An 18,910-nucleotide genomic window follows, 5' to 3' on the forward strand; every position below is an offset into this window, starting at 1 on the left:
CGACCGGGCTCGACTGGCGCAAGGCCTTCGCGACCATCACCTCCAGGCCGGCGGCGGCGCTCGGCATGGACGGGGAGATCGGGTCGCTTCGGCCGGGCCGCCGGGCAGATGTGGTGATCTGGGATGGCGATCCGCTCGAGCTTTCGTCCGCGCCGGTGGCGGTCTGGATCGACGGCGTCGCCCAGCCGATGACCAGCCGCCAGACCAGGCTTCGGGATCGTTATCTCAATCCGCAGGAAGGGGTGCTGCCCAAGGCGTACGAGCGGTGATTTTCGCTCATGGTGGGATAGCTTCATTCATCCCCCCGCAAGCCGTTGGGGTCTAGCTTCTTCCTCGCGGACCGGGCCCCTCTGGCGGCGGCTTTCCTGAAGCCCCGTGATGTCGGACCGCATCGAGCGCGCTCGGTGCAGGTTCGGAACGACCTTCGGTCCCCCTCCTCCCCTGAACCAGCGCCTCGATCGAAGCCACTTCGATGGAGGAAGACATGAACGCCCTGATTGAACGCCTGATCGCGACTCACCGGCTGTTGAACCGGGAGATACGACGCGAGCTTGGCCGGCGCTTGCCCGACCAGTTGCGCGTGACGCGGCTCAAGAAGCAGCGGCTCGCGGTGAAGGATCAGCTGTTCCGGCACGTACCGGAGGCGGGCGAACTGCGCCGCCTGGCGCGCAAGCTGCTCAAGCGGTTCCGGCCACAGCGCCTGGTTCCGGCCAGACGCTAAGGCCCCAAAGTCGGTCCGGGGGGGCATCCTCCGGGCCGGCATGGGCGTATCTCGTCACGCCGCCGAACCAATCGCCGCGCGCGGCGTTGTCGTTGCTTCGGTGGGGACTGAGAGGAGAAAAACTATGAAAGCCACGCTCGCAGTGGCGGCCTTTGCCGCAGCCCTGATCGGGACGGCCGCCTTCGCCAAGGACAAGGTCGAGGTGCCGGCCGGCGGCCCGCCGGGCGCCTGGGAATATATCGGCACGACCCACGCCCAGCATATGGGCGATCACGACACGATCATCGTCGCTGGCCCAGCCAACCATTTCCGCTCGCTGCAGGTGCGCGTGACAGGCGCGCCGCTCCACATGAAGCGGATGCGCGTGGTCTACGGCAATGGCGCGCCAGAGGAACTTCCGATCCGCTTCAACATTCCGCAGGGCGGCCGCAGCCGGAATATCGACCTGCGCGGCGGCGATCGCGAAATCCATCAGATCGATTTCTGGTACGACACCAAGGGCTGGTTCAAGGGCACCGCCGACGTCAGCGTCTTCGGCATGCATTGATCCGAAGGGGGCGGTGGGAATCCCGCCGCCCCCTGGCGGATTTCGCGGGCTTTGCCTCGCGCGCCCGATCCGCTGTAAGAGCGCTGCCGAACAGACGGACAGGCTTATGGCACGCAAATATTTCGGCACTGACGGCATTCGCGGCCGCACTAACGAATGGCCGATGACGGCCGAGATCGCGATGAAGGTTGGCCAGGCGGCGGGCGCCTATTTCCTGCGCGGCAAGCATCGCCATCGCGTGCTGATCGGCAAGGATACGCGGCTGTCCGGTTATATGATGGAAAGCGCGCTGACGGCGGGCTTCACTTCGGTCGGCATGGACGTGGTGCTGGTCGGGCCGATGCCGACGCCGGCAGTGGCGATGCTGACCCAATCGATGCGCGCGGACCTGGGCGTGATGATCTCCGCCAGCCACAATCCGTTCGCCGACAACGGCATCAAATTGTTCGGCCCCGATGGCTATAAATTGTCCGACGAGGCCGAGGCCAAGATCGAGAAGGCGATCGAGGCGAGCCCCAAGCTCGCTGCCGCCGAGCAGATTGGTCGAGCGCGACGCGTCGACGACGCGCCCGGACGCTATATCTCGATCGCCAAGTCGACCTTCCCGGATCATCTGCGGCTCGATGGCTTACGCGTCGTGATCGATTGCGCGAACGGCGCTGCCTACAAGGTAGCGCCCGATGCGCTGTGGGAATTGGGAGCGGACCTGATCCAGATGGGCGTCACGCCCAACGGCATCAACATCAACGATAAGGTCGGATCGACCGCGCCCGCCGCCTTGCAGGCCAAGGTGCTCGAAACCCGCGCGGACATCGGCATCGCGCTCGACGGCGACGCCGACCGCCTGATCGTGGTCGATGAGAAGGGCCAGATCGTCGATGGCGATCAGTTGATGGCGTTGATCGCCTGTTCGGCCGCGCGCGACCAGACGCTCAAGGGCGACGGTATCGTCGCGACGATCATGTCCAATCTCGGTCTCGAACGCTTTCTGTGGAGCCAGGGGATTTCGCTGCATCGCACGCCGGTCGGCGACCGCTATGTGGTCGAGGCAATGCGGGCGGGCGGCTACAATATCGGCGGCGAGCAATCCGGGCATCTCGTCCTGTCGGACTACGCCACGACCGGCGACGGGCTGATAGCGGCACTGCAGGTGCTGGCGGAACTGGTGACGCGCGGCGAGCCGGCGAGCCAGATGCTGAAATTGTTCGATCCGCTGCCGCAATTGCTCAAGAATGTGCGCTTCACGGGCGGCCAGCCGCTAGAGGACGAGAAGGTCAAGAAGGTGATCGCGCAGGCCGAGAAGGAGCTGGAGGGCAAGGGCCGGCTCGTCATCCGTAAATCCGGCACCGAGCCTTTGATCCGCGTGATGGCCGAAGGCGACGACGAAGCCCAGGTGAACGAAGTGGTCGACCGCATCTGCGACGCGGTGCGAAAAGCCGCGTGACGATCCCGCGCATACTCGCGATCGCCGGATCGGATTCCGGCGGCGGCGCGGGCATTCAGGCCGATATCAAGACGATCACGATGCTGGGCGGGCATGCGATGACCGCGATCACCGCGATCACCGCGCAGAATACTTTGGGCGTGACGCAGGTGATGCCGGTACCGACCGAGATGGTGCTCGCGCAGATCGACGCGGTGGCCAGCGATATCGGCGTCGATGCGGTCAAGATCGGAATGATTGGGTCGGCTGAAACGGCGCGAGCGCTTGCCGAACGGTTCGATCCAGAGCGTGCGCGACACGAAGAAGCGCCACCGATCAACATGGTGTTCGATCCCGTGATGGTCGCCACATCGGGTGCCGTCCTGGCTGATGCAGAAACGATTGCCGCATTCCACGCGCTGATGGGGCGGGCGACTTTAGTTACACCCAACGTGCCTGAGCTGGAGGTTCTAACCGGCACCAGGATTGCTACCGTGGAAGAATTATTGTCCGCGGCCATGTCCCTGGCGAAACAGACCGGCACGCAGATTCTCGCCAAGGGAGGGCACCTCCCGACTGACGAGATCTTTGACGTTCACATCATCAGCGGACGGTTTGAGAGTTACAGTTACGGTCAACGACCAAGGATCGAGACGCGACATAGTCACGGTACAGGCTGCACCCTGTCGAGCGCGATCGCGACCGGATTGGGCGCGGGCTTGTCGCTGGTCCAGGCGATCGACAATGCCCAACTCTATGTCCGCGCGGCTCTGGAAGCGGCTCCCGGATTGGGTGCTGGCCATGGTCCGATGGGGCACGGTCTTGGACATGCTTATTTCCCGCCCGCGACATAGCGCGCACCGGCGGATATCTTCCTCTCAAGCAGGTCCGCGACGAACTAAAACTGCCGATCCTGTTCTTCAGTCACAATCGGGCGGAGGTCGATCGGCTCGCAATGCGAGTGGTGGTGATAGATCGCTGAAATTGGTGCCCGCGATATAGTCCCGCCACAGCATGATGAGCGTCGCCATCGTCGCCGGTCCGACGAACAGCCCGAGCAGGCCCAACGTCTCGACCCCGCCCAAAATGCCGATCAGCACCCACAGGAAGGGCAGGCGGGTCGATCCGCCGATCAGCAAAGGCCGCACGAAATGGTCGGCGATGCCGACCACGACCATGCCGATCGCGAACACCGCCACCGCCCAGCCGATCGCGCCCTGGCCGATCAGCATCAGCGAGGCGATTCCGAACAGCAAGGCCGCGCCGAACGGGATCATTGCGGCGACCGCGGTGAGCAGGCCAAGCAGGAAGGGGTGGGGTACGCCCGAGATCAGATACACGACCGCCATCACCGCGCCCTCGCCGATACCGACCAGCACCAGGCCGTCGATCGTGCCGCGCACCGATCGGATCAGCTGCGCGCCGATGCGGTCGCCGCAGCTGCCGAGCAGACGACGGCCGCCGACCTGAAGCTGGACGACGAAATTGTCTCGCTCGCGCAGCAGGAAGAAGAGCGCGAGCAATGTGAAGGCGAACACCACGCTGCGGCGGACGAGATTGCGCCCGACCAGCGCCGAATTGCCCCCGACCAGCGACCCCTTCACCCGATCGAGTTGGATCGCGGTGCCTTCGGGCGTGGCGAGATTGTTCTGCCACCAGCCCGAAATCTCGTTGGCGAACGGCATATGCTGGACCCATTCGGGCTGGGCGAGGCCGTTGGCACGCGCGTCGGCAAGCCAGGCGATCACGGTGCGTGCCTCGCGCGCCGCCTCGATCACGCCGATCGTCAGCGGGGCCAGTACGAGCAAGGCGATCAGCACGGTCGCGATAAGCGGGAGCCAGGCACGGCGTCCGCCTGGCCAGCGCGCTTCGGCCCGGGCGTAAAGCGGATCGATCGCGACCGCGATTACCACTGCCCATATCAGGGAGGGGATGAAGGTCGCGCTGATCCAGATTCCGAACACGGCGAGCAGCACGCCCAGCGACGCCTTGGCGATGCTGTGCGCGCGCGTATCCCCCGTCTGGATCGGTCCCTCCGCCATGTTGGCCCTCTGCGCCCGCCTGCGCGCGCGCGCAAGCTGTGGATAGCGGGGATGTTGCGTTGACGGGACGTGACGTGGCGATTCCGCTTCGGCATAGTCGCCGCATATGGCCGCACCCCGTCCCTTCTTCCGCAAGCGCGCGAGCCTGTTTCCGCCGGTGATCGGCTGCGATGAGGTCGGGCGCGGCGCCTTGTGCGGGCCGGTGGTGGTATGCGCATTGTGGTTCGAGCCGGAAGCTTTGCCCAAGGGTGTGCTCGGCCGGCTCGATGACAGCAAGCGGATCGACCGGGCGGAGCGGGAGGAATTGTATCCGGTGATCGCGCGCGTATCGCGCGTCAGCTTCGCAGCGCGGTCGGCGCGCTACATCGACATCTACAATATCCGCAACGCGACTCTGCAGGCGATGACGCAGGCGGTGACGCGACTGGAGATCGACGCGCCGGTGCGGATTGACGGGATCGACGTGCCGCGTGGTATCTCGGGCGACGCGCTGGCAGTGGTGAAGGGCGACGGCAAGGTGCCGCAGATTGCCGCCGCATCGATCATGGCGAAAGTGCTGCGCGACCGGCTGATGGCCAAACTCGGCTTGCGCCATGTCCATTATCGCTGGGACAGCAATTCCGGTTACGGCACCGCCGCGCATCGCCAGGCAATTATGGCGCATGGCTCTACGCGCCACCACCGCCGCTCGTTTGGCGATTTGTTTTCGGGGCTAGATGGGGGACAAAGCCTCATCACGGAGGCCGCGCCAAACACGCAGGGCCTGGACGGTTTCGAAGGCATCGTGAACGCGGTGTAGCTGCACGCCCTGGGCAGCGGCGAGCACGGCGAGAGCGATCGACCCACCCAGCCTTTGATCCACCGGCGCCTCGCCGGAAAGCGCGCCGATGCTGCGCTTGCGGCTGACACCGAGCACGATTGGGCAGCCGAGCCCGTGGAATAGCGACAGATTGTTGAGCAGCGTGAGGTTGTGGCGCAGCGTCTTGCCGAAGCCGATGCCGGGATCGACCAGGATATTCGCGCGGTCGATGCCAGCGGCGACCGCGATGGCGATCCGCGCCTCCAGCCAGTCATGGACCTCGATCAGCACATCGTCGTAGCGCGGATCCTGCTGCATCGTCTCGGGCGCGCCCTGATGGTGCATCAGCACTACCGGGCAGCCGCGCATCGCGACCACTTCGAGCGCGCGAGCGTCCCAGGAGAGTGCGGAGACGTCGTTGACCAGCCCTGCGCCCGCCTCGAACGCCGCCTCCATCACCCCCGCCTTACGCGTATCGATCGAGACCGCCGCACCGCTCGCGGCGAGCAGTTCGATCACCGGGCGGACGCGTTCGATTTCGTCGCCTTCCCACACCGGTTTCGCGCCCGGACGGGTGGATTCGCCGCCGACATCGATCAGCGCCGCACCCGCCTGGAGCATGTCCATCGCGTGCGCTGTCGGATCCTGATGCATGCCGCCGTCGGAGAAGCTGTCGGGGGTAACATTGACGATGCCCATAACCTGCGGCTGGTCGAGCGGGATCGTACGCGCGGCCAGCTTGAGCGTCGTGCGTGGGGCTGTGAGACGGGAAATGGTAGTTCGAGCTTGTTCCTGGATTTCTGAAGAGAAAGAACTGAGCGCGGATTCAAGCGCTTGCACGGGGACGAGCGTCTGACTCACGCGATCGCCGTCGCGAACATGGATTAGCTCCATCATCGCAAAAAACGTCAGGCCGCCGGCGAGCCGCAGCATCTGTCCGTCATACCCAAAGGGCGCGTCGACGAAGCCGGTCGGGCGAAGATAGAGGCGGTCGGTCATCTGGGCCTTCTAAACGCTGGTGCCGAACAGCCTGCCCAGGCCGATCGTGAGGAGCATTGCCGCCACGCCGAGCAGCACGACCCGGCTCACCGCGCGCCCCACCGGCGCGCGCCCGGTGCGCGCACCAAGCGCGCCAAGGATGGCCAGGGTCACGACCGAAACCGCGACCACCGCGATCGACACATGTTTGAATGGCGCCAGCGCGGTCACAGCGAGCGGGATGGCGGCGCCGGTCGCGAAGGATGCGGCCGAAGCGAGCGCGGCCTGGATCGGTTGCGCGGCCATTGCCTTGGACAGACCAAGCTCGTCACGGGCATGCGCACCGAGCGCGTCGTGCGCGGTCAGCTGTTCGGCGACCTCGCCCGCCAGCTTCGGTTCGAGCCCGCGCTTGATATAGATGTGGGTCAGTTCGCGCAGTTCGCCTTCGGGGTCCTCGTGGAGCTCCCTTCTTTCGCGATGGAGGTCGGCCTTTTCGAGATCGGCCTGCGAGCTGACGCTGACATATTCGCCCGCCGCCATCGACAGGGATCCCGCGATCAGCCCGGCTCCGCCTGCGATCAAAACCTGGCGCAGATCGGCGGATGCGCTGGCCACGCCGACGATCAGGCTGGCGGTCGAAAGAATACCATCATTGGCGCCCAGCACGGCGGCGCGGAGCCAGCCGATATGCTCAAGCGCATGGCCTTCATGATGGCGAGAATGGCGGCTGGTCATGCATGCTTCTTAGCCCATGCATGGCATTTGGGAATGACCGCTGTCCCGCTCATGGCTAGGGTTTCGGACATGGCGGGATTTCGGAGGGAGCGCGCAGGGAGCGCGGTGGCGGCCTTGCTGGCGCTGTCGGCCTGTGCAGGCGGCAATTTCCGCCCGGTGAGCGACGTTCCGGTCCGGATCGGCAAGCCCTATACGGTGCGCGGCACGACCTTCGTGCCGGCGGCCGACGCAACCTATGACATGCTGGGCTATGCGAGCTGGTACGGCCCGGAATCGGGCGGACGCACCGCCAATGGCGAACGCTTCCGCCCCGACTGGATCACCGCCGCGCACACGACGCTGCCGCTGCCGACCTATGTCGAGGTGACCGCGCTCGCCACCGGACGGCGGATCATCGTGCGGATCAACGATCGCGGCCCATTCATCAAAGGGCCGCGCATCATCGACCTCTCGCGCGGCGCGGCGGCGCAACTGGGCATCAAGGCGATCGGGACGGCCCCGGTGCGCGTAAGGGCCATCGATCCGTCAGAGCAGGATCGGGAGCGGCTCCGCCACGGCAAGCCCGCGCGCGATCTGCCGCCGGTTTCGCCGGATGTGCTGCGGAACCTGCGGGCGCAGCTGTCGGCGGCGGGCTACTAGCGCCTCGGGCACTACGCGGAGAACTCCGCCAGATGTTTTTGCCGGAGCGCGTCGACCGGCACGAGATTGCCCGCTTCCTCGACATGCCAGAAGGTCCAGCCGTTGCACGACGGGGCGCCCTGCAGGATTGCGCCCAAGCGGTGGATCGATCCGCCTTGCGCGCCGCAGACGAGCGAGCCATCGGCTTTGACTTCTGCCCGCCAGCGGCGTTTGGCGTCCAGCAGGATCGTGCCCGGCGCGACCATGCCGCTTTCGACCAGCAGACCGAAGGCGACGCGTTGTTGGGCCGCCTTTTCCGGCACACCCACCATGGCGCTTTCGTCGAGCGGCAGGGTCGAATTGATGCGTTCGCGCGCTGCATTCACATATTTGGTCTCACGCTCGATCCCGATCCAGCGGCGGCGCAGACGGCGCGCGACCGCGCCCGTCGTGCCGGTACCGAAAAAGGGGTCGAGCACGATGTCGCCCGGTTTGCTGGCGGCGAGCATCACGCGATAGAGGAGGCTTTCGGGCTTCTGGGTCGGATGGGTCTTGTGTCCGTCATCGTCCTTGAGCCGCTCGGCGCCGCCGCAGATCGGCAAGCTCCAGTCGGAGCGCATCTGCACGTCGTCGTTGAGGCCTTTCATCGCGCGATAATTGAAGGTGTAGCGCGCTTTTTCGTTCTTCGAGCACCAGATCATCGTTTCGTGCGCGTTGGTGAAGCGCGTGCCCTTGAAGTTGGGCATTGGGTTGGCCTTGCGCCAGATGATGTCGTTGAGGATCCAGAAGCCCGCATCCTGCAGCGCCGCGCCGACGCGGAAAATATTGTGATAGCTGCCGATCACCCACAGCGATCCGTCATCCTTGAGGATACGGCGCGCCTGTTCGAGCCAGGCGCGGGTGAAGCGGTCATAGACTTCGAAGCTGTCGAACCGATCCCAATGGTCCATCACGGCATCGACCTTGCCGCCTTCCGGCCGATGGAGGTCGCCGCCCAGCTGCAGATTGTAAGGCGGATCGGCGAAGATCATGTCGATGCATTTGTCGGGCAGCTTGGCCATCTCCGACACGCAATCCCCCTGCAGGATCGTGTCGAGCGGCAGTAGCGCCAGCGCCGGGCGCACGGCTTCGGCCTTTCGTATCGGTCGCAGCGCACCCACGCTTAATCCCCCTCGCAAATCAGCACGAGTGGCGCGTGATGGCTTCGCCTGGACTCCGCGGTCAAGCCCAAGGCGGTCGGGCGAATGCCTTGCCGGACAGCTGGTTAGGGTGCTCGTTGCAAAGTTATCCACAGGATGTGGGAGTCCGGGCGGGGGTTTGGACTCAACCTGTTGTGGGTGTTGCCCGAAAGACTCGCCCGCATCGCGAAACAGTATCGATCGGTGCTTGAGGCGCGATGAAGCAGCGGCTAATCAGCCCGGGACAGCCTTAAATATGGGGACGGACAGATGGCCGAAAGCGGCGCTCCAATGGATCTTCCCGCGCATGAGCGGACCTATTCGCACTTTATCGGCCTGTTCAAATATGGCGCGATCGCCTGCTTCCTGATTGCGATGCTCGTCATTTTCCTGATCACCCGCTGACGTGAGCGTTCGCATCGCGGTTGTGAAGGAGAGCACGGCCGGCGAGAAGCGCGTTTCCGCCACGCCCGAGACGGTCAAGAAGTTCGCCGGGCTGGGTGCGGAAGTCGCCGTCGAAAGTGGCGCGGGCTCCAGCGCTTCGATTTCGGACCAGGCTTATGCCGATGCCGGCGCCAAACTGGGTGATCGTGCATCCGTGCTCAAGGATGCCGACATCATCCTCGGCGTGCAGGGTCCGGACCCCGATAGCTTGAAGGGCGCCAAGAAGGGCGCGTGGATCGTCGCGGGGCTGAATCCCTTCGGCGAGCGTGCGAGGGTCGATGCCTACGCTGCCGCCGGATTCGAGGCGCTGGCGATGGAATTGATGCCGCGCATCACGCGCGCGCAGTCGATGGACATCCTGTCGTCGCAGTCGAACCTGTCGGGCTACAAGGCGGTGCTGGATGCCGCGTCCGAATATGGCCGCGCTTTCCCGATGATGATGACCGCCGCCGGCACGGTTTCGGCCGCACGCGTCTTCATCATGGGTGTCGGCGTCGCCGGCCTGCAGGCGATCGCGACCGCGCGGCGGCTGGGTGCGCAAGTCTCCGCGACCGACGTGCGCTCTGCGACCAAGGAGCAGATCCAGTCGCTCGGCGCCAAGCCGATCTTCGTCGAGAATGTCGCCGGGATCGAGGGCGAAGGCTCGGGCGGGTACGCGACCGAAATGTCGCCCGAATATCAGAAGGCCCAGGCCGAACTGGTGTCCGCGCACATCGCCAAGCAGGACATCGTCATCACTACCGCTCTGATCCCGGGCCGGCCCGCGCCGCGCCTGATCTCGGATGCGCAGATCGCGAGCATGCGCCCGGGCAGCGTGATCGTCGATCTCGCGGTCGAGCAGGGCGGCAATGTCGAGGGCGCCAAGGCGGGCGAAGTGGTCGAAATCCACGGCGTGAAAATCGTCGGCCACCGCAACGTGCCGTCGCGTCTTGCGGCCGACACGTCGGCCCTGTTCTCGCGCAACCTGTTCAACTTCCTGTCCGCTTTCTGGGACAAGGACGGTGGCCTGCCGCAGCTCGACGACGAGATCGGCGGCGCGATCCGCCTGACCCAAAACGGCAAAGTGGTGAACCCACGACTCTTGAGCTGACGGAGACGACTTTATGGACTTCATCTCGATCCTGTCGATCTTCGTGCTGGCCTGTTTCGTCGGCTATTATGTCGTCTGGTCAGTGACACCGGCCTTGCACACGCCGCTGATGGCGGTGACCAACGCAATCTCGTCGGTGATCATCGTCGGCGCGCTGATCGCGAGCGCGGCGGGCGCCCTGTCGTCCACGCCGGCGAAAGTGGTGGCGGCAACGTCTGCGCCGGTCGCGGTCGACAAGGATATCACCCCCACCGGCATCGCCATCGCCGAAAAGGCCGTGGTCGCACCCGCCGCGCCGCCACCCTCGTCGGCGGGACATTCGCTGTCGAAATGGCTTGGCCTGATCGCGGTCGCGCTCGCCAGCGTGAATATCTTCGGCGGGTTCGCCGTCACCGAGCGCATGCTCGCCATGTACAAGAAGAAGGAACGGCCGGCCGCCGCCAAATGAGGGCGGCACGGATCGGGGATAAGGGAAGACGATGGAGCAGGCGGTAGCGGTGAATCCCTGGGCGATGTTCGCCTATCTCGTCGCGGGCGTGTGCTTCATCCTCGCGCTGCGCGGATTGTCGAGCCCGACCAGCAGCCGCCGCGGCAATCGCTTCGGCATGTTTGGCATGGCGCTGGCAGTCGTGACGACGCTCATCACGCACCATGTCGGTTCGCTGTGGGAGATTGCGGTCGCGATCCTCGTCGGCGGCGCGGTCGGCTTCGTAATCGCACGCCGCATCGCTATGACGGCGATGCCGCAATTGGTCGCCGCCTTCCATTCGCTGGTCGGCCTCGCCGCCGTACTGGTTGCCAGCGCGGCCTATCTCAATCCACAGGCCTTCGGCATCGCCGGTGCGGACGGCGTCATCCATCATGTCAGCCGGATCGAGATGGGGCTTGGCGTCGCGATCGGCGCGATCACTTTCTCCGGCTCGGTGATCGCCTTCCTCAAATTAAACGGCAACATGTCGGGCAAACCGATCATGCTGCCCGGTCGCCATGTCATCAATTTGGGTGTGCTCGCGGGCATCATCGGCCTGATCGCCTACTTCCTGACCGATCAGGCGCCGTGGGTGTTCTTCATCGCCACCGCGCTTAGCTTCGCGATCGGCTTCCTGCTGATCATTCCGATCGGCGGCGCGGACATGCCGGTCGTGGTGTCGATGCTGAACAGCTATTCGGGCTGGGCGGCCGCCGCGATGGGCTTCACGCTCCATAATAGCGCGATGATCATCACCGGCGCGCTGGTCGGCAGCTCGGGCGCGATCCTGAGCTACATCATGTGCCGGGCGATGAACCGCAGCTTCATTTCGGTGATCGCGGGCGGCTTCGGCGGTGACGGCGGTGGCCCGGCTGGCGCTGCGGTGACCGACCGGCCGTGGAAGCGCGGATCGGCCGAGGATGCCGCCTTCCTGATGAGCCAGGCCGAACAGGTCATCATCGTCCCCGGTTACGGCATGGCCGTCGCCCAGGCGCAGCATGCGCTGCGCGAGATGGCGGACATGCTCAAGAAAGAGGGCGTGACCGTCAAATATGCGATCCACCCGGTCGCGGGGCGCATGCCGGGCCATATGAACGTGCTGCTGGCCGAGGCGAACGTGCCTTATGACGAGGTGTTCGAGTTGGAGGACATTAACGGCGAATTCGCCCAGACCGATGTCGCGTTCGTGATCGGTGCCAACGACGTCACCAATCCAGCCGCCAAGACCGACAAGACCTCACCGATTTATGGCATGCCCGTGCTCGACGTGGAGAAAGCCAAAACGGTTCTGTTTGTGAAGCGCAGCATGGGCGGCGTCGGCTATGCCGGTGTCGATAATGAGGTCTTCTACCGCGACAATACGATGATGCTGCTCGCGGACGCGAAGAAGATGGTCGAAGAGATCGTGAAGGCGCTCGGCCATTGAGGTGACACGAGGGCCGGGGGCGGCCCGATACAGGAGGGACATATGGTCACGGTGGGATCGATCCTGGGCGGCACGTTCCGCTTCGTGCGCAACAACCTTGGCGCCATCGCGGTATGGAGCGGTATCGTCTTCCTGGTTCAATTGCTGATGATGGCCGCGATGCAGCCCTTTTACGCAGCACAACTGGCTGCGCTGCAGAGCGGGACTCGGGCATCCCCGCATATTGGCGCTTTCCTCGGTGTGATGCTGGGCATGGTGCTGGTCTTCACGGCTTTGTGGGCAGCGGCTTTTCGGGCTGTGTTGTTCCCGGCTCAAAGCCGGACCGCCTATCTGCGGCTGGGCATGGACGAGCTTCGACTGCTCGGCTGCATGTTGGTTCTGGTTATCTCCTTCTACATCCTGGCTTTGATCGCAGGGGTCCTGTTCGCCGTAATCGGCGCGTTGATTGGCTCCGCCGCAGGATTTCCGAGGGTTGTTATGGCAATGGCGGGACTGGGGATCGCCGGGCTGGTTCTCAGCATCTGGCTAGGAACGCGCTTCTCGCTGGCTGGGCCGCTCACGATATTGGAGCGCAAGATCGTCATCGGACCGTCTTGGCGGCTTTCGCGGGGCAACTTCTGGCGGCTGTTCGGCGCTTATGCGGTGATTCTGATCCTGATGGTGCTGCTCTATGGCATGATCGGTCTCGCCCGTTCGGGGCCGGTGTTGATGGATATGATGCGGCCGCTCGATCCGAACGCTCAGCTTCGCGTCGCCACAATGAATGCCGCGAATTATGCCCTTTCGATCAAGAGCGTGATTTTCGCGCTTGTTAGCGGCGTGGTCGGCGGCTTTACGTTGGCGCTTTATGCCGGTGTGGCGGCGGTCGCGACCGACCAACTGCTCGGCCGGCGCGGCGAGGAGCATCTCAGCGAAGTGTTCGAGTGAAAACGCCGTCTGGCATAAGCTGAGTCTGAACCGATCGTTTCGGCACCGGTGCGATTGCACCAAAATGGTGCTAGTATAGGGTGAATGGCGCCAAATCGGGTATCATTCATCCAAAGCGAAACAAAAAAACGGTCACGTTGGTCCAAGTCGCGCTAGGTTCGCATCATGGTGAAAGCGGTCGTCAGAATGCCGCCCGGGCCCGCTTCGAAGCGCGGGGCCGTCACCCTATACCGCATCGGCCTTTCTGCTTGACCGAACCAGAGGACGATCCTTCCCCCCAGCTGCTGCAGCTCAGCGAGGAAGTTGGCAGGATCGCGCGCGCGCTCGCGATGCTGTCGAAGAACGAACGTCATACGGGCCCCGAACGGCGAGAACGGTCCGATCGGCGCGAGGGCGACCGGCGTGAACAGTCGGACCGGCGCGGCCATAGCGGCGACAGGACTATGCCCGCCATACCCGCGATCCGGGCGATGATCCGGGCGCGGCGGCTGCGGGACCAATATTTCAGCGGGGAAATGTTCGCCGACCCCGCATGGGACATGTTGCTCGATCTTCTGCTCGCGCGGCTCGAACAGCGGACGGTCGCTGTTTCCAGTTTGTGCATCGCCGCGGCGGTGCCGCCGACCACCGCTTTGCGCTGGATCAAGCGGCTCACCGACGAGGGCGTTTTTGTGCGGACGGCCGATCCGCGCGACGGGCGGCGCGTGTTCATCGACCTGTCCGACGAGGCGGCCGAGGGCATGGCGGCCTATATCAATGCGATCGAACGGATTGGCGTAAACCTGCCCTGACGCGCCCGATCTGCCGCTTCGAACCCGATTTTCCGTCGTAAAATTGTAAAACTTGTGTCCATTTCGGACAATCACCTTGGGCAGTGCCCCCACCCTGTATATGGTTAAACTCCGAACGAAGCGGGGGAGGTTTCGTGGGGAAGTTGTTGGGGGCCGCCTTGTTGGCGGCGGGCTTGGCGGTATCCGCTGCGGCCCAGGACGTAATTGGGGCACGGACGTTCGTTGCGCAGATTTATATCAAGGCGACGCACAACCGACATTTTGGATTTGCGTCGCTGAAATTGCTGACGCCGGATCTGTATGATCTGGTGCAACGCGGCAGTCGGGGCGGCAAAACGGGCGGTCTGGACTATGATCCGATTTGCCAGTGCAAAGACAATGACGGGCTGAGCGCCCAGATATTGTCGGTGACGGGCACGGAGAACAAAGCGGTGGCACAGGTGCTGCTCCGCTTCGATGCCGATCGCATCGCACCGTCGAAAAAACTGACGTTCGTGCTCACGCGCGCGCCGCTCGCGGGTTGGAAGATCGCCGATATCCAAACCGCGCGCGTACCGAGCCTGAGGGCATGGCTGCTACGCCGTGGCGGAGGCGGCCGCCGCGACTGACGACCGGACATTGCCTCCGCGCGGGAAGGCGGCCAAACGCTGCCAATGACTCTGCCGCCGACACCCTGCCTCGTGCTCGATCTCGATGCGCTCGAGCGCAACATCGCGCGTATGGGGGCATATGCGGCCGCGCGCGGGCTCGCGCTGCGTCCTCATGCCAAGACGCACAAGAGTCGGATGATCGCGGGTCTTCAGGCGCGGGTCGGCGCGGTGGGCATTTGCTGCGCCACGCTGCACGAGGCCGAACAACTCGCGGGCGCCGCGCCATCGATCCTGCTCACCTCGCCAGTGGTGACGCCCGATAAGTTCGCGCGGATCGCTGCTTTCGTCGCGGGCGGCGTCGATCTGGCGGTGGTGGTGGATCATCCAAACAGCGTGCCCGCCCTCGCGGCAGCCCTGCCCAGCGGCGGCAGGTTGCGCGTGCTGGTCGATGTGGACCCCGGGGGCGGGCGCACCGGGGTGGCCCGCGCGCAGGATGCGGTCGCGCTAGCCAGCGCCATCGCCGCGCATGATCAGCTGACCTATGGCGGCATCCAACATTATTGCGGCAGCGATCAGCACATCCCGGCGCTGGCGGATCGCCGTTCGGCGATCACAGCGCGCAATGCCAAGCTGGCCGAGACTATTGCCGCGCTCTCCGCGTCAGGTCTGACGCCGCAGGTCGTGACGGGCGGTGGCACCGGCACACACGGGATAGATGCCGAAGCGGGGCTCCTGACCGAGCTGCAGTGCGGATCCTATATTTTCATGGATCAGGATTATGGTGCGTGCGAGTTGGGCGGCGCCGCACCGTTCGAACAGGCGCTGACCGTCCACGCGACCGTGGTCAGTGCCAATCATCCCGGCTTTGTCACGCTAGACGCGGGCATCAAGGCGATCGCGAGCGACGCGGGAAGTCCGCGCGTGCTCGCAGGCGCGCACCCCGACAGCCGATACGCCTTCAAGGGCGACGAGTTTGGCCAGCTCGATCTGCCTGACGGCGCGGAACGGCCCGCGATCGGCAGCCGGATCGTCCTTATGCCGTCGCATTGCGATCCCACCGTCAATCTGCACGGCGCCTATCATCTGATGCGCAGCGGTGTGCCGGAGGGGCTTTGGCCGGCGCAGGGGCGTGGTTACGGTGGGGATATATGAGTCTCGAATCAGTCCGCACCTGGCTGAGCGTGCACGCCCCCGATCTGCCGATCATCGAAACCCGCGAGAGCACAGCGACCGTACTGGAGGCGGCCGCCGCGCTCGGTGTCGCGCCGGGCCAGATCGCCAAGACATTGGCGCTGCGGATCGACGGCAAAATCGTGCTGCTGGTGACGCGCGGCGACACGCGGCTCGATAATCAGAAGACCAAGGCCGCCTTCGCTGCGCGTCCCCGCATGCTGGACGCGGAGGAGACGTTCGCGGCGACCGGCCACCGGGTCGGCGGCGTCTGCCCGTTCGGCTTGGCTATGCCGCTGCCAATCTATTGCGACGTCAGCCTGAAAGCCTTCGAAACGGTCTATCCGGCGGCAGGATCGCTCAATTCTTCGGTCCGCGTCGCGCCAGACCGGCTGGCCCAAATCGTGGGCGCGGACTGGATCGCCATTTGCCGCCTGCCCGCATCAGGTTGATCACCGCCAGAACGGTTTCACATCCATCAATTCGTCGAATGCTGATTCCGCTCTCCTGAGCAAAGCGCGTCGGCCATCGCGATGGTGCGGGCGATGCTCAATCCCGAAGCGGGCAAGCAAATCGGGGGCGGTGACACGGTCGTTCAGCTCGCCAAGCTGATCCTGCAGCTTCTCCATGGCTTCCAGAAAATCGTCCTGCCGCCGTCTCGCTTTTCCGGTCGGCCAGAGGGAAGCGAAAAACTCGGCCGCGTAACGCAGCTTCTTGGCTTCGATCCGCACTTTGTGTCTGTCATGGTCGCTCAGCCGGGCAAGATGCTGGCCGCGCCGGCGCAGCCGCTTGCGGTGGCGGTCCAGTACATGCGCCGCAAAGACGGTGACGATACTGGCGGCAGGGGCCGACTTGGCCGGCCGCGTCCGCCATGCGCCGATCGCGATCCATTCGGCGAGATCGATCATCAAGCCGCGCGTACGCAGCGATTCCAGCGCGGCTTCCGCCTTTATGATCGCGGCCGCGCGTGCTTGGATCAGGCGATCGCGATCGGCGTCCCGCATTTTTGGAATCAGTATGTCGAGATCGCGCACCTGGCCGAGAACGCCCGCCAGCCAGCGCAGATTGTCGCGCAGCGGATCGGTCTGCGGATCACGCGCCAGCAACGGCTTGAACGAGGAGAAAGCAGATCGCAGCCGGCGCAGCGCGACCCGCGCCTGATGCAGCGGCTCGGCCGCGCCAGTTTCGAGCAGCAGCGGCTCGTTCAAGCGAAAATGGCGGATACAGGCTGTGGCGATCGCGGCGAAGCCGGGGTGCACATCGCCATCGGGATCGAGCCGGATCGGCTCCGCCTTGAAAGCCTGTCTGTCCTTGCCTTTGGCAAGCGCATAGCCGCGTTCGGCTTTGCTTCGCACCCCCAGGCGTAGCGGCACGAGCGCGTTCAATTCGCGCGCCAGCGTGAACAGCGGTTCGTGCCCGCCGCCTTTCAACTCCAACTCCAGTTCGCAAATCTTCTGCCGCGCGAGACCCGCCTTGATGCGGCCGTCATCCAACGCCACCTCGATCCGCGCGCCGCCGAGGGCGACATTGCGGAGCGATCGCGTCACGTCGGTGGTGAAGGCAAGTTCAAGGTCGCGCTTGTCGACCAGATCCGGCACCGGCCCGTCGCCGCGTTCGATAACCGGAAACTTGCCGGTGATCGGCCTTTCCCATTCGGCGCGTGCGAACAGGCCGGCCGCGTGCCTGCTTTCCTGCTTCACGGTCTGGATTGCGCCGCCCTTGGCTCGGCGAACGCGCAGCGTATAGCCCGCCCGGCGCAGATCGTGATCGCCCGTGTCGAAATAGCGCGAAACCAGCCGGTCGCTGGTCGCATCCTCGCTCTGCAGCCTGGCGCAGTGCTCGAGCCGGACCAGGTCTTCCGGCTCCAGCTCAAACTTGAGTTCGATTTCGTCGGGTGGCACCATCAGGTCGCTCCGATACGGAATGTCAGAGACGGTAACGCGGCGCCGCGGGGACGGTGCCGCGGAGGGCGTAATCAAAGAGTCGCACAACGCGGCGCAAGTTGCGGCTCCAGATTCGCAGGAGACCGGCATGGCGACGCGCGCGATCGACCCGGGCCCTTCCCATCGCTCGGTGGTGGCGCTCGACCGTAAGGTTCATCCCTTTGCCTCGGCGATCTTCTTGTTGGTATTGGTCGGCGGCTTGCTCTTTGCGGGCTTCAATATCTTCGACGATACCAACCATGTCGGTGAGCCGCTCGCGATCGGCGCCTTCCTGTTCCTGGGGCTGGCGCTGGTGATCGCGCTCGGCTTCGAATTCGTGAACGGCTTCCACGATACCGCCAATGCCGTCGCCACGGTGATCTACACCAATTCGATGGCGCCGGTGGCCGCGGTAATCTGGTCGGGCTGCTGGAATTTCATCGGCGTGATGCTGTCCACCGGCGCGGTCGCTTATTCGATCATCACCTTGTTGCCGGTCGACCTGATCCTCCACGTTGGCAGCGCGGGTGGCTATGCCATGATCTTCGCTTTGCTGATCGCGGCGGTCGTGTGGAATCTCGGCACCTGGTGGTTGGGCCTGCCCAATTCGTCGAGCCACGCTTTGATCGGATCGATCCTCGGCGTTGGCCTCGCCAACCAGTTGATGTCGAGCGGGCCGGGCGGCACGTCGGGCGTCGAGTGGGGGCAGGCGCAGAGCGTGCTGCTGACCCTGCTCGTCAGCCCGATCATCGGATTCCTCGGCGCGATGGCACTATTGTGGGTGATGAAGCGCATCATTCCCGATCCGCAGCTCTACAAGGAACCGCAGGGCAATACCCCGCCGCCCTGGCATATCCGTTCGCTGCTGGTCTTCACCTGCACGGCGGTGTCGTTCGCGCATGGTGGCAATGACGGGCAGAAGGGCATGGGCCTGATCATGTTGATCCTGATCGGCACGGTGCCGATGGCCTATGCGCTGAATCGCGCGATGCCGGCCGACGAGATGACGCAGTTCGTCGCGATGGCGCAGGTCACGCAAG

General features: G+C 64.7%; 22 protein-coding genes. 17 read left to right on the forward strand and 5 right to left on the reverse strand.

Features of this window, described 5'->3' with window-relative positions; genetic code table 11:
- The 5 genes from VK533_RS00770 to thiD all read left to right on the forward strand — a co-directional run.
- Nucleotides 1-269, forward strand: a 269-nt coding sequence (locus tag VK533_RS00770) for an amidohydrolase family protein (protein WP_324374050.1), incomplete at its 5' end; no start/stop codon positions are given.
- A gap of 215 nt (nt 270-484) precedes the next feature.
- Nucleotides 485-721: a YdcH family protein gene (locus tag VK533_RS00775; RefSeq protein WP_324374052.1), complete on the forward strand. Its 237-nt coding sequence runs from the start codon at nt 485-487 to the stop codon at nt 719-721.
- 124 nt (nt 722-845) lie between these two features.
- Entirely contained in the window at nt 846-1,268 is a 423-nt protein-coding gene (locus VK533_RS00780; RefSeq protein WP_324374054.1) for a hypothetical protein, read from the forward strand.
- Between the two features lie 106 nt (nt 1,269-1,374).
- Nucleotides 1,375-2,712, forward strand: coding sequence for a phosphoglucosamine mutase (gene glmM / locus VK533_RS00785; protein ID WP_324374055.1), 1,338 nt, complete (start codon nt 1,375-1,377; stop codon nt 2,710-2,712).
- Complete coding sequence (gene thiD / locus VK533_RS00790; protein ID WP_324374057.1) at nt 2,709-3,545, forward strand: bifunctional hydroxymethylpyrimidine kinase/phosphomethylpyrimidine kinase; 837 nt, start codon at nt 2,709-2,711, stop codon at nt 3,543-3,545. The genes glmM and thiD overlap by 4 nt, the downstream gene beginning before the upstream one ends.
- Nucleotides 3,546-3,611: 66 nt before the next feature.
- On the opposite strand, the gene VK533_RS00795 is transcribed toward thiD, so the two are convergent.
- A complete protein-coding gene (locus VK533_RS00795) occupies nt 3,612-4,733 on the reverse strand; it encodes an AI-2E family transporter (protein WP_324374059.1) in 1,122 nt (373 codons plus the stop codon).
- Nucleotides 4,734-4,839: 106 nt separating this feature from the next.
- Between VK533_RS00795 and VK533_RS00800 the strand changes: the two genes are divergently transcribed.
- Nucleotides 4,840-5,532, forward strand: a complete 693-nt coding sequence (locus VK533_RS00800) for a ribonuclease HII (protein WP_324374061.1) — start codon at nt 4,840-4,842, stop codon at nt 5,530-5,532.
- Here VK533_RS00800 and folP read toward each other — a convergent pair.
- Entirely contained in the window at nt 5,446-6,531 is a 1,086-nt protein-coding gene (folP, locus tag VK533_RS00805) for a dihydropteroate synthase (protein ID WP_324374062.1), read from the reverse strand. The two genes, VK533_RS00800 and folP, sit on opposite strands and share 87 nt — an antisense overlap.
- Before the next feature lie 9 nt (nt 6,532-6,540).
- Nucleotides 6,541-7,245: a VIT family protein gene (locus VK533_RS00810; RefSeq protein ID WP_324374064.1), complete on the reverse strand. Its 705-nt coding sequence runs from the start codon at nt 7,243-7,245 to the stop codon at nt 6,541-6,543.
- Between the two features lie 69 nt (nt 7,246-7,314).
- Here VK533_RS00810 and VK533_RS00815 point away from each other — a divergent pair, with 69 nt between their 5' ends.
- Nucleotides 7,315-7,884: a septal ring lytic transglycosylase RlpA family protein gene (locus tag VK533_RS00815; protein ID WP_324374066.1), complete on the forward strand. Its 570-nt coding sequence runs from the start codon at nt 7,315-7,317 to the stop codon at nt 7,882-7,884.
- 11 nt (nt 7,885-7,895) lie between these two features.
- On the opposite strand, the gene VK533_RS00820 is transcribed toward VK533_RS00815, so the two are convergent.
- The gene (locus tag VK533_RS00820) at nt 7,896-9,023 is read right to left on the reverse strand and encodes a site-specific DNA-methyltransferase (RefSeq protein WP_324374069.1); all 1,128 of its coding nucleotides are present in this window, start codon (nt 9,021-9,023) and stop codon (nt 7,896-7,898) included.
- Between the two features lie 288 nt (nt 9,024-9,311).
- Between VK533_RS00820 and VK533_RS00825 the strand changes: the two genes are divergently transcribed.
- The 9 genes from VK533_RS00825 to VK533_RS00865 all read left to right on the forward strand — a co-directional run bounded on the left by VK533_RS00825 (nt 9,312) and on the right by VK533_RS00865 (nt 16,400).
- Nucleotides 9,312-9,446, forward strand: coding sequence for an aa3-type cytochrome c oxidase subunit IV (locus tag VK533_RS00825; RefSeq protein WP_324374070.1), 135 nt, complete (start codon nt 9,312-9,314; stop codon nt 9,444-9,446).
- Between the two features lies 1 nt (nt 9,447).
- Nucleotides 9,448-10,575: a Re/Si-specific NAD(P)(+) transhydrogenase subunit alpha gene (locus VK533_RS00830; RefSeq protein ID WP_324374072.1), complete on the forward strand. Its 1,128-nt coding sequence runs from the start codon at nt 9,448-9,450 to the stop codon at nt 10,573-10,575.
- Nucleotides 10,576-10,588: 13 nt separating this feature from the next.
- Nucleotides 10,589-11,023 carry an NAD(P) transhydrogenase subunit alpha gene (locus VK533_RS00835; RefSeq protein WP_324374074.1) on the forward strand — a complete coding sequence of 145 codons (435 nt, stop codon included), beginning with the start codon at nt 10,589-10,591 and terminating at the stop codon, nt 11,021-11,023.
- 31 nt (nt 11,024-11,054) lie between these two features.
- A complete protein-coding gene (locus tag VK533_RS00840; RefSeq protein WP_324374076.1) occupies nt 11,055-12,470 on the forward strand; it encodes an NAD(P)(+) transhydrogenase (Re/Si-specific) subunit beta in 1,416 nt (471 codons plus the stop codon).
- A gap of 42 nt (nt 12,471-12,512) precedes the next feature.
- Nucleotides 12,513-13,397 carry a hypothetical protein gene (locus tag VK533_RS00845; protein WP_324374078.1) on the forward strand — a complete coding sequence of 295 codons (885 nt, stop codon included), beginning with the start codon at nt 12,513-12,515 and terminating at the stop codon, nt 13,395-13,397.
- 248 nt (nt 13,398-13,645) lie between these two features.
- Nucleotides 13,646-14,188 (forward strand): winged helix DNA-binding protein, encoded by a 543-nt coding sequence (locus VK533_RS00850; RefSeq protein WP_324374079.1) that lies wholly within the window; start codon nt 13,646-13,648, stop codon nt 14,186-14,188.
- Between the two features lie 134 nt (nt 14,189-14,322).
- Nucleotides 14,323-14,796 (forward strand): hypothetical protein, encoded by a 474-nt coding sequence (locus tag VK533_RS00855; RefSeq protein ID WP_324374081.1) that lies wholly within the window; start codon nt 14,323-14,325, stop codon nt 14,794-14,796.
- Between the two features lie 45 nt (nt 14,797-14,841).
- Nucleotides 14,842-15,930 (forward strand): alanine racemase, encoded by a 1,089-nt coding sequence (locus tag VK533_RS00860; protein WP_324374083.1) that lies wholly within the window; start codon nt 14,842-14,844, stop codon nt 15,928-15,930.
- The gene (locus VK533_RS00865) at nt 15,927-16,400 is read left to right on the forward strand and encodes a YbaK/EbsC family protein (RefSeq protein WP_324374084.1); all 474 of its coding nucleotides are present in this window, start codon (nt 15,927-15,929) and stop codon (nt 16,398-16,400) included. Before VK533_RS00860 ends, VK533_RS00865 begins: the two co-directional genes overlap by 4 nt.
- Here VK533_RS00865 and VK533_RS00870 read toward each other — a convergent pair whose 3' ends face one another.
- Complete coding sequence (locus tag VK533_RS00870) at nt 16,401-17,852, reverse strand: CHAD domain-containing protein (RefSeq protein ID WP_324374086.1); 1,452 nt, start codon at nt 17,850-17,852, stop codon at nt 16,401-16,403.
- Nucleotides 17,853-17,979: 127 nt separating this feature from the next.
- Between VK533_RS00870 and VK533_RS00875 the strand changes: the two genes are divergently transcribed.
- Nucleotides 17,980-18,910: inorganic phosphate transporter (locus VK533_RS00875; RefSeq protein WP_324374089.1), on the forward strand; the 931-nt coding region annotated here is incomplete at its 3' end.

The sequence above is a fragment of the Sphingomonas sp. genome (genome assembly GCF_035317925.1).
Classification (GTDB): domain Bacteria; phylum Pseudomonadota; class Alphaproteobacteria; order Sphingomonadales; family Sphingomonadaceae; genus Sphingomonas_I.